The organism is Prauserella muralis, assembly GCF_003202285.1.
Lineage (GTDB): Bacteria > Actinomycetota > Actinomycetes > Mycobacteriales > Pseudonocardiaceae > Prauserella_B > Prauserella_B muralis.
Map to the genome: position 1 here is coordinate 584027 of NZ_MASW01000002.1, position 13999 is coordinate 598025.

Annotated in this window: 10 protein-coding genes; 1 reads left to right on the forward strand and 9 read right to left on the reverse strand. The window is 69.8% G+C overall.

Features of this window, described 5'->3' with window-relative positions:
* The first annotated feature begins 41 nt into the window (after positions 1–41).
* Positions 42–437 carry a hypothetical protein gene (locus tag BAY60_RS13860; RefSeq protein ID WP_112281344.1) on the forward strand — a complete coding sequence of 132 codons (396 nt, stop codon included), beginning with the start codon at positions 42–44 and terminating at the stop codon, positions 435–437.
* 59 nt (positions 438–496) lie between these two features.
* On the opposite strand, the gene BAY60_RS37870 is transcribed toward BAY60_RS13860, so the two are convergent.
* From BAY60_RS37870 to BAY60_RS13905, 9 genes are all read right to left on the reverse strand, one after another.
* The gene (locus tag BAY60_RS37870; RefSeq protein WP_112281345.1) at positions 497–736 is read right to left on the reverse strand and encodes a Rho termination factor N-terminal domain-containing protein; all 240 of its coding nucleotides are present in this window, start codon (positions 734–736) and stop codon (positions 497–499) included.
* Between the two features lie 22 nt (positions 737–758).
* Complete coding sequence (locus BAY60_RS13870) at positions 759–1829, reverse strand: NAD-dependent epimerase/dehydratase family protein (protein ID WP_211330321.1); 1071 nt, start codon at positions 1827–1829, stop codon at positions 759–761.
* The gene (locus BAY60_RS13875; protein ID WP_112281346.1) at positions 1826–2263 is read right to left on the reverse strand and encodes an SRPBCC family protein; all 438 of its coding nucleotides are present in this window, start codon (positions 2261–2263) and stop codon (positions 1826–1828) included. The genes BAY60_RS13870 and BAY60_RS13875 overlap by 4 nt, the downstream gene beginning before the upstream one ends.
* Before the next feature lie 84 nt (positions 2264–2347).
* Positions 2348–3160, reverse strand: coding sequence for a dihydropteroate synthase (folP, locus tag BAY60_RS13880; RefSeq protein WP_245992639.1), 813 nt, complete (start codon positions 3158–3160; stop codon positions 2348–2350).
* 150 nt (positions 3161–3310) lie between these two features.
* Entirely contained in the window at positions 3311–4876 is a 1566-nt protein-coding gene (locus BAY60_RS13885; protein ID WP_112281348.1) for an arylsulfotransferase family protein, read from the reverse strand.
* Positions 4877–5032: 156 nt separating this feature from the next.
* Entirely contained in the window at positions 5033–7183 is a 2151-nt protein-coding gene (locus tag BAY60_RS13890) for an OmpL47-type beta-barrel domain-containing protein (protein ID WP_112281349.1), read from the reverse strand.
* A 37-nt stretch (positions 7184–7220) separates the two neighbouring features.
* Complete coding sequence (locus BAY60_RS13895; RefSeq protein ID WP_112281350.1) at positions 7221–11231, reverse strand: ThuA domain-containing protein; 4011 nt, start codon at positions 11229–11231, stop codon at positions 7221–7223.
* A gap of 34 nt (positions 11232–11265) precedes the next feature.
* Positions 11266–12210, reverse strand: coding sequence for a multicopper oxidase domain-containing protein (locus BAY60_RS13900; RefSeq protein ID WP_112282376.1), 945 nt, complete (start codon positions 12208–12210; stop codon positions 11266–11268).
* An 815-nt stretch (positions 12211–13025) separates the two neighbouring features.
* Positions 13026–13997 (reverse strand): ABC transporter substrate-binding protein, encoded by a 972-nt coding sequence (locus tag BAY60_RS13905; RefSeq protein WP_112281351.1) that lies wholly within the window; start codon positions 13995–13997, stop codon positions 13026–13028.
* Positions 13998–13999: the final 2 nt, after the last annotated feature.

A 13999-nucleotide genomic window follows, 5' to 3' on the forward strand; every position in this document is an offset into this window, starting at 1 on the left:
CTGACTACGCGAGTCCGTTTCAGGTAAAGGACATCTGCATCATGGGCCTACCCGGCAACAACGAGACCGAGACCGAGACCGCCGCCGTCCTCGCCGCCCGCGCCGAGGACGCCGCCAGAACGCTGTTCCAGCGCATGGCGGGCACTCTCGACGAGGACGGCGTCGCCGATCCCGCCGAGCTGACGGAGATCGTGTCCTCACTCAAGCGGACCATGGAGAACGTCGCGCGCTGCCTGCCCCAGCTGAGCACCTGGCTGGAACAGCGGATGTGGTCGGGCACCCTCGGCGACGGCGACGGGGCGGAGTTCGACGAGCTCACCAAGCTGACCTTCGAGACCGTCGTCGCGCTGGCCCGCGGGCACCGGATGAGTGCCGAGCTGGGCCGTGAGCTGGGACTGGCCCTGCACGCCAGCAGGCAGCTGACGGCGGCTCGCTGAGCCGCCGCCATCGCTGCCGTTCCTGCCGGTCCTCATCGGAAACTCCGGAACTCCGGTTCTCAGCCGGGGAAGTTCTCCCAGCCCTGCGGCAGGCTGCCGTGGCTCCCGCGTTTCGACTCGCCTTTCTGCCGCGCCGAGGTGCGACGCTCGGCGGTCAGCACGTCGTTGGTCTCCCGCTGCTGCTCGATCGCCTCGATCAGTTCCTCGGTACTCATGTGCTCGACGGAGGGAATGCCCTCCCGGTGCGCCACCTCGGCCAGCTCGGCCATGGTCATCTTCTGCAGCTCCGGATCCGCCATCGCGCTTCGCCCTTCCACTCTTTCACGGCCTGCTTCCCACACCGGAGGCGATCTCCCCGAGCCGCGAGCCCGGTGACGACGGCGCCAGCGGAGGCGTCGCCAGCCCCTCGTTGCCCCGCAGCCCGGCGAGGAACTCCCCGAGGGCGTCCTCCGCGGTGTGCCGGGGAGTCCAGGCCAGATCCGTCCGTGCCCGCGTCGTGTCCATGATCGGCAGCCGGAGCACGGCGTCGAACAGCCCCGGTGACGCCGGAACGGCGTGCAGCCGCCACGCGGCCGCCACGGCGGCACGGGCGGCCCACACCGGCATCGGCACGGTACGGGCGCCCAGCAGCCCGGCGATCAGCGTCGCGTCCACGACCGGCTCGGCGGCGACGTTGAACGCGCCGCGGACGGGATTCACCGCGGCGAGCCGGAACGCCTCGCCGATGTCGGCCGAGTGCACCGCCTGCATCCGCAGCCCCGCCACGTCCGGCACCACGGGGATCACGCCCGGCCGCACCAGGCGGCCCGGCACGAACGGCCCCGCGAACAGGCGTCGCTGTTGCGTGGCGGACTCGCGCTTGAACACGAAACCGGGCCGGATCCGCACCACGCGGGTCTGCGGGTTGCCCCGGACGAAGGCGTCGAGCACGCGCTCCAGGTACGCCTTCTCCCGCGGGTAGGCGGCTTCCGGCCAGCCGTGCGTCGGCCAGTGCTCGTCCACGGCCCTGTCCTTGGGGCCGGGCGAGTAGGCACCCACCGACGACGAGTACACGAGCGCGGGCACCTCGGTGCGCGCCACCGACTCGAACACCCGCACGCTGCCGAGCACGTTGCTGCGCCACGTGGTCACCGGGTCGTGCGTGGGCTGGAACAGCCACGCCAGGTGGATCACCACGTCGGCGCCACGCAGGACACCGTCGAGCTCGTCCGCGCCGGCCTCGGGCAGATCGAGAGGAACGACCTGCAGTTTCGGCCGGGTCCAGTCCGGCTCCCTGCGGGCGATGCCGACGATCGAGCCGACCGCCGGATCCTCGCTGAGCGCCTCGACGACGCTTGTCCCGATGTTGCCGGTCGCGCCGGTGACCACGACGCGCAGCCCCTGGGTGGTCATGGTGACTCTCCTGCCGTCTGCTCGGCGACGAGTGCGGCGAGGCGGTCGAGCGCTTCCTCGACGCGCCGGTCGGCCTCCTCGCTGATCTCGCCGTCGAGGGTCTCGGACTGACCGCCGGTGAACGTCAGATGCAGGGTGGCGACGCTGCCGCGCCCGTCACCGCCGTCCGGCTCCACCTGCAGCCAGCCGCCGTAGCCCTGCTCGCCCGCTCCGCCCCATTCCAGGCGCAGCTCGTCGGCGTTGGCCTCGACGAAACCGGGCTCGTCGGCGACCTCACTGCCGCTGGACACCCACGCGCGCAGCACGCCGGGGCCGGAGGGCTCGACGTCGACGCCGTCCGGGGTCCAGCTGTTGAGCAGTTCCGGCTGGGCCGCGACCTCGAAGACGGCCCTGGGCTCGGCGGGGATCACTCGCTGGTGCTCGAACTCAGCCATGCCCAGGGGCTACCCGGCGCGGGTCCCGGATATGCGACCGCGATCGGCGACCGCCCCGGCACCATCCGCAGTGGACGGACGCCCTCAGGTCAGGCCGCGCAGGGCCTCCGCGGGCGGGCGGGTGCCGCGGATGCTGCCGACCATGTCGAGGACCTGCCGGGTGCGCCGCACCTCGTGCGCCCGGAACACCGCCGCACCCTCCCAGGCCGCCACGGCCGTGGCGGCGAGGGTCCCGTCGACGCGATCGCGCAGCCCGGCGCCGAGCGTCTCGCCGACGAAGTCCTTGTTCGACAGGGCCATCAGCACCGGCCACGGGGTGCTGGTCAGCTCGCGGAGGCGGCGCAGCAGCTCCAGCCCGTGCCACGTGTTCTTGCCGAAGTCGTGCGTGGGGTCGATGAGCACGCCCTCGCGGGGCACACCGAGGGCCACGAGCCGCTCGGCCTTGGCGGTGACCTCTTCGGCGACGGAGGCCACCACGTCGGCGTACTGCACCCGGTGCGGCAGGGTGCGCGGCGCCGCGCCCCCCGTGTGCGAGCAGACGTAGCCCGCACCGAACTCGGCGGCCACCTCGGCCAGCCGGGGGTCGGCGGCCTGCCAGGTGTCGTTGATGAGGTCGGCGCCCTCGGCACAGGCCTTCCTGCCCACCTCGGCGCGCCAGGTGTCGACGCTGATGACCAGATCCGGGTGCCGTTCGCGCACGGCCGACACCACCGGCACCACCCTGCGGATCTCCTCCGCGACGCCGACCTCGCCGCCGGGGCCCGCCTTCACGCCGCCGATGTCGACGATGTCGGCGCCCTCGGCGGCCGCCCGGTCTGCCGCGCGCAGGGCCTCGGCGAGCCCGTAGGTGGTGCCCTTGTCGTAGAACGAGTCGGGGGTGCGGTTGACGATGGCCATCACGAGCGCCCGGTCACGCTCGACGACGCGTCCGCGAAACCGGAGCGTGACCGCCTGGCTCGCGCCCACGTCCTGTCTCCCTCCGTGCCCATGGTGCCCGTGGGTTCCCATTGTGTACCCACGGGCACCGTGGGCACGGCGCCGGGCGGCTCAGCCCGCCTTGCGGATCGGGTCGGACCGGCCCAGCTCGGTGCCGTCCTCGCCGAGCGCCACGGCGACGAAGAAGGGGCCGTCGGCGTTGACCGCGACGGCGGTCTCGAACCCCGACCGTGGCATGGTCGCCACCGGCTCGAGGCGTTGCGCGCTCGGCCCGGCCAGGATGCGCCACCGCCGGACCTCCGTCGCGCCGTTCCAGCTGGCGTAGACGAGGTTGCCCCTGGCGTTGTTGCGCTGGACCGCCACGGCCGGCCGGTCGACGGGCTTGCCGGTCCACTCGCCGGCCCAGGCGCGATACGACTGGTCCGGCGCGGGGAACCGCCAGTCGGCCAGCAGCTCGCCCTCGGCGGAGAACTCCGACGTGTAGGGTTGCGCGCCCCAGCCGACGAGCGCCCGCCCCTCGGGCAGCACCTGCATGCTGCCCTGGTTGTCGGCGAGCAGATCGGCCGGATGGACGTACTCGCGATGCACCGTGGCGCGCATGGCCCCGGGGTCCAGGCGGAGGATCAGGCCTCGCGAGCGCTTGGCCCTCGGCGGCGAGGATGCGTTGTCGAACAGCGACAGCCGGTCGCCGGGCAGTGCCCGCGCGTCGTGCTGCCAGGAGAACCGCGCGCCGTCGCCGAGTTCGAAGTCGGACCGCGTTCCGCCGAGCCGCCACACGACGGAGCCGTCGCGGCGGGAGATCTTGTAGATCGCGCAGGTGTTGCGGGCGGAGACGAGCAGGTCGCCGTCGGCGTCGACGCCGGCGGAGTTGATGTGGAAGTAGTCGAACGGTGCGTCCTTCGAACCCTGTTCGCCCAGCTTCTGCTCGGTTTCGGTGAGCGCGACGTGATCGATGCTGTCCCACTGGAACAGCACCTCGCCGGTCTCGACGTCCACCTCCTGCACGACGCCCGAGTGCAGCCAGCCGTCGGCCGGGCCGCCCACGGCCGTGAGGTCGGCGCGGTGCGGCTGGTAGGCCACCAGCAGCGCGGTGTCCTCGTCGGTCAGCAGGAACTCGTGCAGGTCGGCCTCGGCGATCCCGTTGCCGGTGCGCACCTCCGCGACCTTGCGGTAGGAGCTGTCGTAGATCACGCCGACGCCGGTGCCGTACCCGGTGTGCACCGTTCCCTGCCACCACGTGAGGACGGGCTCGCCCCGGTAGGTCTGCGTGCGAAAGTCCATCGGCACCTCGTCCTCGCCGGTCAGCGGCAGCAGCCAGACGGGACGGCCCTTGCGGTCGACCAGCATGCAGCCCTGCTGGCCGGGGCCGGTCTCCTGGTAGCCCTTCGGCCCGAGGAACAGGTATCCCGGCGTGGTGGGCAGCGCACTCTCGTCGTCCTTGGCGTCGGTGAACGTGAGCCGGGGCGGCGACAGGTCGGGGCGGGAGACGAAGTGGTGCACGTCGGGAGTGGGATCGGCCGCCTGCGGCGCCGGGGCGGGTGGCGTCTGCTCGGTACTGGCTGTCGAGCGGGGGAGCCGGTAGCCGACGTATCCGGACGTGACGGGGACGGCGACCGCGGCGCCTGCCCACCCCGCCCTTCTCAGAAAGCGCCTCCTGCTGATGTCGGTCTCGGTCATCGTCACTCCTCCTTCACGTCCACCGGCATCGTCCACGATGCACCCGCATCCTGTGAACAGCCTGTGCGGACCGATTCCGGTCGCCTCGGCAACGGCAACGGCCCGTTACCGGCGTCGCCGCCGGTAACGGGCCGTTGAGGACAGTGGCTCGGGAGGTTACCGGCCGATGTCGGAGGCCTTGGCGGCCTTGACGATCCGGTCACGCTCCTTCGCCGTGATCACGCCGTCGCGCCGCAGGTCCCCGGTGACGTCCTGGACATGCTTGACGAAGGCGTTGTGGCTGGCGTACTCGCCCTTCTCGTTGATCAGGTCGTTGATCGTGCAGCCGTTGCCCGTGTCGACGTTGAGCACCGTGCTGTCGTGACCATCGATGACCACCGTCCTCCGCACGTCGGAGGCGACACACTGGTCGCCCTCTTCCGCGACGAGGTTGAAGGTGAGCTTGCCGTCCTCCGAACGGTTGCCCTCGTGATCCACCGCGTGGTACAGCACCGTGTGCTTGCCCGGCGCCGTGATCACGACCGGCTCGTTGTAGGCGGTGTAGGAACCGCCGTCCAGCGAGTACCGCACGAAGCGCACACCGGAACCCGCGTCGGTGGCCGACAGGCTCACCGTCGCCATGCCGACGTAGTTCCAGTGGGCGTCCTGCGGGCCCACCAGCTGCACCGACACCTGCGGCGGCTCCTTGTCACCCTGGTCGGCCTCGACCACGGTGAACGACACCGACTTGATCTCCGAGGTGTTGCCCGCGTTGTCCGTGGCCCGGAAGCGCAGCGTGTGCTCGCCGGGCTCGGTGACCTCCACGGGCGATGTGTAGGGCCCGTACGAGCCGTCGTCCAGTGCGTACGACACGGTGTCCACACCGGACCCGGTGTCCGTGGCGGTCAGGGTCACTGTGGCCTTGCCCACGTAGCGGCCCTGGTCGTCCTTGTCACCGGCCACGTCGGCCGACACCTCCGGCGGCGTGGTGTCCTGCGGGTCGGCGTCGACGATCGTCACGATCACCGAGCCCTCCTGCGAGGTGTTGCCGGAGTTGTCGGTCGCCCGGTACGTCAGGGTGTGGTCGCCCGCACCCTCGATCGTCACCGGCTGGGTGTAGGGCTCGTAGCCGGCACCGTCGAGGTTGTACTCGACGCTGGCGACGCCCGAGTCCGCGTCGGTGGCCGCAAGGGTCACCGACGCCGAGCCGACGTAGTTGCCGGACTCGTCCTGGTCACCGGTGACCTCGGCGGTCACCTCCGGTGGCGTGGTGTCGTCCCCGGCCGGTTCCACCACGGTGAACGTGGTCGAGCCCTCCGGCGAGGTGTTGCCGGAGTTGTCGGTGGCCCGGTAGGTCACCGTGTGCTCGCCGACCTCGCTGACCTGGACGGCAGCGGTGTAGGGCTGGTAGCCGGCGCCGTCGAGGTTGTACTCGATGCCGGCGACGCCCGAGCCCGCGTCGGTCGCGTTCAGCGTGACCGTGGCGGAACCGATGTAGCCGCCCTCGTCGTTCTGGTCACCGGAGACCTGCGCCGTCACCTCGGGCGGCGTGGTGTCGTCCGGCGTGGGCTCGACCACCCGGAACGGCGTGGAGCCGGTCTCGGAGGTGTTGCCCGCCAGGTCGGTGGCCCGGTACTGCACGGTGTGGTCGCCGATCCGGTCCACCGTCACCGGGCCCGTGTACGGCTGGAACCCGGTGTCGTCGATCTCGTACTCGATGGTGTCCACACCGGACCCGGTGTCGGTGGCGTTCAGCGTGATGGTCGCCGAGCCGATGAAGTTGCCCTCGGCGTCCTGGTCACCGGTAATTTCCGGGGTCACCTCCGGCGGCGTGGTGTCCTGGCTGCCGCCGTCGGTGACCACGAGCTCACCGACCATCTGGCCGTGTCCGGGAATGGCGCAGAAGTACCGGTACTTGCCCGGCGTGAGCGTCACCTGGGCCTCGTGCCGCCCGCCGTTGGAGTCCAGCGGGCTGGCGGTGATGTTCAGGTTGACGTCGTGGTTGTACCCGGGCGTCGACGTGTCGAACGTCAGGGTGTGGGTCATGAACGTGGTGTTGCCGGTGGCCTCGCTGTTCTCGAACACGATCGTCGCCGGCCCGGCCGTCGCGGTGGCAGGCGCGGAGGCGTACTCGGTCATGCTGTCGTCCGCGGTCCAGGTCAGCACCTGGTCCGCGGCCTGAGCCGCCGCCTCGCGCACCTGGCCCTGCTGGGCCGCCGACACCGGCCCGAGCCACAGCGCGGCCAGTGCCACGCTGAGCCCGGCCACCGCCAGTGCCCGCCGCGATCTCCGCAGGCCCTTCCAGCCCGCGAGTAACCGCTGGATCATGAGTGGTCTCCACTTCTCGACATGCGGGTCATGGCGGTCACAGCTCCCGCACCCGAATGTTGCGGAACTCGATCAGGTCGCTGTTGCCGTGGTTCTGCAACCCGATGAACCCGTTGATGAACTGACGCAGGTCGGTCGGCGGGTCGCTGGCTCGCGACGACTGCTTGCCGGGTGTGTTGTCGAACTCGTTGATCACCACGCCGTTGCGGATGATCGTGTAGTGCTGTCCGACGACCCGGATCTCGTAGTCGTTCCACTCGCCCTTCGGCGTCACCCCGGCCTGGCCGGAGGGAATCGGGTCGAAGTTGTAGATCGACCCGGTCTTCTGCGGCTCACCGGTCTGACCGTCGTAGATCTGGATCTCGTGTCCACAGTAGATCGCGACCCACGCCTGCGAGTCCCGTGCCGAGCCCTGCGTGCCACAGCTGGAGTCCGGCCGCTGGTCGAGCGGTGTCCTCGGATCGGGGAACCGCACGAACACGCCGCTGTTGGCCCGGTGGTCACCGGTCGAGACGTCCTTGAACTGCAACTTCAGCGAGAAGTCGCCGTAGGCCTTCTCCGGGTACCACAGCATGCCGAGCCCGCCGATGCTGCGAAGCGAGCCGTCCGGCATCAGGTCGAAGCGGCCACCCGGTGCCTGCTGCCACGGCTCGAGAGACTGTGGCGTCCCGTCGAAGATGGCCTCGTAGCCGGTGTCGCCCTTCCTGCCGATGTCGGAGCGCGCCGCCGCCTGCTTCAGCGTGCTCGCCTCCTTGGCGGTGAGCACGCCGTCGCCACGCAGCTTGTTGGCCACGCTGGTGACGTGGTCGACGAACGCGCCGTGGCTGGGCCACGTGCTCTCGTCGTCGATCAGGTCGTTGACCGTGCAACCGCCGCCTGCCTGGTGGTTGGCCACCGAGGTCTCGGTGTCGCGCAGCCACACGTTGCGCCGGTCGTCCGGCACCGCGCAGCCGACGTTGACCTCGGTCTTCGTGGTGGCCTTCTCGCCATCGGCGTAGGTCACCGTGAGCGTCGCCGTGTACGTGCCCGTGTCGGCGTAGGTGTGCCTCGGGTTGGCCTCGGTGGAGGTGGAGCCGTCACCGAAGTCCCAGTGGTAGGACACGCCGCCGGAACGCTCACCGGTGAAGCCGATCATCAGCGGCTTGTTCTGGACCGCCGTCGCCTGCGCGGTGGGCCTCGGCGTCGCCGGGCCGCCCTCGTAGGTGACCCTGATCAGCTTCTGGTTGCCGTGCAGGCTGAAGAAACCGCCCGCGTAGTCGAGCAGGTACAGCGCGCCGTCCGGCCCGAACTTGGCGTCCATCCAGCTCTGCAGCTGGTTGCCGCCGTTGCCGGAGCGGATGATGTGGCGCAGGTCCTCCGCGAACGGCGGGGGCTTCTGCTCCTCGACGCTCTTGCGGTCCACCGTCACCGCGATGCGGTTGTTCGGGTTGGACTGGTCGCCGATGAACCACTTGTTGTCCCAGTACTCCGGCCACGCCACACCGCTGTTGGTGTCGACCTCCGAGCGATGGTAGGTCGGGCCGTCCATGACGGCCTGGCCACCGCCCTTGAGGTACGGCCAGGTGTAGGTGGCGTCGTCGTTGTCGTACGTCGGCACCCCGCTGCCGTCCCCGCGCGGCGGGAACACGGGGCCACCGCCACCCGGCGAGTACCAGATCATGTTGTCCCTGGCGGGCGGGATGTCCACCAGGCCGGTGTTGCGCGGCGAGGTGTTCTTCAGGTTGTCGCAGTCGTACCAGCCGGTGAGCACGCTGGCGTCGGTGTTGCTGCGGTCGCGGTACGGCTGCCGGTTGCCCATGCAGTACGGCCAGCCCTGGTTGCCCGCCGACGTGATGATGGTGGCCGTCTCGTACTTCGCCGGTCCCAGCTCGGGGTTCGGCGAGAACGCGTCGGGCCCCACCCAGGCCGCGGTCAGCCAGTCGTTCTTCTTGTCGTAGGCCAGCCGCGAGATGTTGCGCACGCCCATCACGTAGATCTCAGGGCGGGTCTTGTCACCGGGGTCCTCGGCCTCGGGGAAGAGGTTCCCCTCGGGGATCGTGTAGGTCCCGTCGTCCTCCGGGTGGATCCGCAGGATCTTGCCGTTGAGGTCGTTGGTGTTGCCCGCGGTCCGGCGCGCGTCCTGGAACGAGATGCCCTTGTAGTCCTGCGTCCAGTTGTTGCCGGAGTAGCCCTGCGAGCCTCCCGACGAGTTGCTGTCACCGGAGCCGATGTAGAGGTTGCCGTCGTTGTCGAAGGCCATGCCACCACCGGCGTGGCAGCAGCTGTGGATCTGCGTGTCCCAGGACAGCAGGTCCTTGCGGGTCGACTGGTCGATGGACTGCTTCGCGTGGTCGTAGGTCAGCCGCGAGACGGTCCGCTTGCCGATCCGCTTGTCGCGGTCGATCGACTCGTGCGGCATCCAGTACACGTAGATCCAGCCGTTGTCGGCGAACTCCGGGTCCAGGGTGATGCCGACGAGACCCTCCTCGTTCTTGACCAGCTCGTCACCGCTGCCGCGGTTGCCCATCACGTCGAGCGTGGTGAGCAGCTTGACCTGCTTGGTCTCCGGGTCCCACTGGTGGATCGTGCCGCAGCCGAGGCCGACGTTGGGGTCGTCCCAGCTGGGGACGGGCCCGGTGGCACAGGCCGCCTTGCCGATGTAGAACACCGTGCCGTCCGGGGCGATGGTCAGGCCGTGCGGCTCGCCGATCTGGTCGAGCTGACCCTGCTTGTTCTGCGCGGTCAGCCGCTCGATCTTGTAGTTGGAGCCGATGGTGGCCTGGCAGTCACCGCGCACCATGCCGGTGGTCCACTGCAGGGCGCCGAGCAGGTGGTTGCGGAAGCGCTGTTCCGAGTAGGACTGCTCGGTGCCGCCCATGCCGGTGTAGAACGACCGGCCGCCGTCGTAGTCGCGGCACCACGACACCGGGTGGAAGGGGCCGTTGGCGCCCTCACCGGGGTTGTAGGTGTGCTCCTGCACCTGCGCGACGGTGTGCACCTCGCCGATGGGGTTCGGCGACCAGTTGAGCCAGCGGTCCGAGCGCGTCCACGTCAGCGGAAGGCCCTCGTTGGCCGGGTGCTGGCGGTCGGTGAGGCTGACGGTCGCCTCCTGCACCGGCACCTCGGGCGGCGGCTCCGTGGTGCCCTCGCCCGAGAACAGCTGCCATTCGGCGAGCTGGGTGAGGCCGTCACCGCTGTTGGCCGTGATGTCCAGCTGGTAATAGGCGTAGGACTCGGTGTTGTCGAAGCGGTACTCCTTGGTCTGGAACCGCTGGGGGAAGTCCTCGTTCGACCGGCTGTCCAGGTCGGTCCAGTTCTGGCCGTCCGTCGAGCCCCGCAGGGTCCAGTCCTTCGGGTCACGCCCGGCGAAGTCGTTGGCCGACGCGAGCGCGTAGTGCGACACCACGGCGGGCTCGGCCAGCCGCAGCGTGATCGTGGCGGTGGGGTTGAACGTGAGCCACTTGGTGTCCACGTCGCCGTCGACCAGGTTGGTGGCGATCTCGTTGGGCGGGTTCTCGCCGGTGGCGCTGATCTCGGCGACCTCGGCCGGGTCGGGGAGGTTGCCCACCGGGCGGCTGCCGATCAGCCCGGTGAACCACTCGGAGCGCGCCTGCGCGCGGGCGGCGTCCCGGATGCCGAGGAAGCCGCCGCCGTCGTTGACGTAGTCCTTGAGCGCGGCCTCCTGGCCGTTGGTCAGCTCGGTGCCCTCCGCCGAGAGGAAGACCACGCCGCGGTAGTCGTCGAGCTTGTCCGGGCTGAACACGGCCGGATCGGTGGTGGACTCGACGTCGAAGCCGTGTTGCGCGCCGAGGTCCTTGATGGCCTGCGTGGCGGCGCCGACCGGGTCGTCCTGTTTGTCGGCGGCGCCGTGGAACACCAGCACGTCGACCGGGCTCTCGGCGTTCTGCCGGGGCGCGTTCTGCTGTGGTACGGGTTGTTGTGCCTGCCCCAGTGCGGGGATCGAGGACAGTCCCAGTGCCAGCGTCGCGCTGGTCACCAGAACCATCGTGCGGCGCAGCGAAGCCGGCCGTTGCCGTCCGCTGCGGGATAAGAGACCTCTTCGTCCCATGTGGTGTGCTCCTTCACCTCACGTGGTGCCGGGTCTAGTGGTGGGGGTGGTTGTGGCCGTAGTAGCGATCGAGGGCCTCCTGCGCGCCGGCGGGCATGCTGCCGTCGGCGTTGCGCACCAGGAAGACACCGGCCATACCGGTGTCGGAGTGGTTCTGGACGTGGCAGTGGTACATCCACGCGCCTGCCCCGACTCCCTCTCCCGCCACGACCTGGAAGCCGAAGGAGGAGCCGGGGTTGAGGTCCTTGTTGTCCACGACCGGGGTCGGGTCGTTCGGGCCGCTGAGCAGTCCCGTGCGGTTGTCCGCCCAGCGGTGGGCGTGCAGATGGAAGGTGTGGAAGAAGTCGCCGTGGCCGATCGCGATGAACTCCACGCGTTCACCGAGCCGGGCCTCCAGCAGGGGGGCGTGCGGGGCCATCTTGTTGTTGATCGTCATGCCCTGGAACACGACGGTGAACTGCCTGTCCGGCAGCACGTCGCCCTTGCGCCGCACGATGAGTGCGCCGTAGAGGCCGCGGATGAGGCCCTGTGTTCCGTGGTCGGTGCCCATCGCGTGGTCGTGGTAGTGCCAGTAGCCCGCACTGCCGGGCAGCCACACGCCGTCCTTGCGGAACGGCTCCCGGGTGCGCCAGACGTAGCGGCGCCGCTCGCCCGGCTCGTTGAACGAGTCGTTGAGCGGGCTGCCGTCGGAGTCGGTGCTGTAGTCGACGCCGTGGGGGTGGATCGACAGCCGCTTGTCGGTGTTGTTGACCAGGTCGATCTCGAGGGTGTCGCCCTCCCACATCTCCAGCACGGGCCCGGGAACGGTGGCCCCGCCGGGGGTGAGGCCGTAGCCGATGTCGCCGCCGGGCAGTTCCTCGGCGTACATCGTGATGCGCCGGGTCTTGCCTTGTTGCGCCGCCGCGACCGGGGCCGCGGCCGCCGTGAGCCCCGCCAGCGCCGGGGCGGTGACCCCGACCGCGGCGGCCCCGGCCAGCATCGATCTGCGGGAGACCGTGCGGCCGGACGGCCCGTTCTGAGCATGGTTGTGCATCGTGGTGTTCTCCATTCGGTGTCCCCGGGGACCAGGCAGAACAGCGGTGGCGCGGGACGGGGACGACCCCGCGCCGTGGTGGGGGATTCAGGGAGAGCGCGGGGGAGCGCGGCGGCCGCCGCGGGCTCCGGCGGGGTGAGGAGGGGAACGCGGCACCGTCTCGCCGTGTCGTGACATGCCCGACCACCCCCAACCCCGCCCGTCCTTGCCGAGGATTTCGGCTCGGACGTTAATCACTTTTGTGGCGTACGTAAATATGCACGGTCGAAGTAAGCCGACTTATGCTGCGTTGAGACAGAAGTGATGGGCCGAACGGAGTAATGAACCAGCCGTCTTTCAGGCCGAAACCTGACCTGAGTGCTCGTGCCGGCAGCGCGAGACAGTGCAGAGAGGACGGAAGCGACCGACGAGGATCCGCGAAGCAGAGGAGTTCGTGCAGGCCGGCGAAGCGGCCTGTGACGAGGCGTGGGTGCCGCCGGCGATGTCCGGCGGATCATGGCGGCGGCCAAGGAGGCGGCCGGGGAGGCGGCCCTGCCGGGTCACCAATGCCGGCGCGAGCGGGGTATCCACCGGGAACCGGTACCGGTCGCCGCCGATACCCCTGGCGTGCCCGCTACCCCGCGCTCACCGGTCGCCGCCCGTAGCCGCGCAGCCCAAAGCTCCCCAATGTGGCATTCGTAGCGTTGAGCGCTACGAATGCCACATTGGGGACGTTGAGCGCTACAAATGTGGCATTGGGGAGCTTGCCGCGGGGCTGGTGGTTACTGGTACAGCACCGCCTGGATCTTCGGGTCCTCCACGTTGCTCTTGTCGTACCAGTAGAAGTTGGTGTCGATGGTCTTCGGCAGTTGCTCCCCGTTGACCGCCTTGATCGCGGACTGGACCAGCTGGCGGCCCATGTCGATCGGGTCCTGCGTCACCGCGCCGGCCATCACGCCGTCCTTGATGGCGTCGATCTGGGCCTTGCCGGAGTCGAAGCCGACCACGGTGATGCCCTTCTTCCCGCTCTCCTGCACGCCCTTGATGACGCCGATCGCCGAGCCCTCGTTGGACGCGTAGATACCCTTCAGGTCCGGGTTCGCCGAGATGATCGACTTGGTGATGTTGGCGGACTCCAGCTGGTCACCGCCGCCGTACTGGGCGTCGAGCACCGTGATGCCGGGAGCGTTCTGCTGCATCCACTCCTTGAAGCCGTCCCTGCGGTCGGTGCCGGACTTGCTGGTCTGGTCGTGCACGACCATGGCGACCTTGCCCTTGCCGCCGAGCTCCTCCGCCATGTGCTTGGCGGCCTCCGCCGCGGCGGCCTTGTTGTCCGTGGCCACGGTGGTCACCGGAACATCACTGTCCACACCGGAGTCGAACGCGATCACCGGGATGTCCTGCGACTGCGCCTGCTGCAGCAGCGGCGCGGCCGCGCGGGAGTCCAGCGCGGCGAACCCGAGCGCGTCGGGGCTCTTGGCGAGCTCGTTGGTGAGCATGTTCATCTGCTCCTCGACCTCCTGCTCGGTCGCGGGGCCGACGAACGTGATCCGGGCACCGTGCTTGGCGGCCTCCTCCTCGGCGCCCTTCTTCACGGCCTGCCAGAACTGGTGCTGGAAGCCCTTCGACACGATCGCGATGAACGGGCCGTCGCCACCCGATCCACCACCCGAGCCGCCGTCCGAACCACACGCCGCGAGGCCCAGCGCCATGGCGGCACCGGCGAACGCCGCGACGACCTTTCGCATTCTCATCG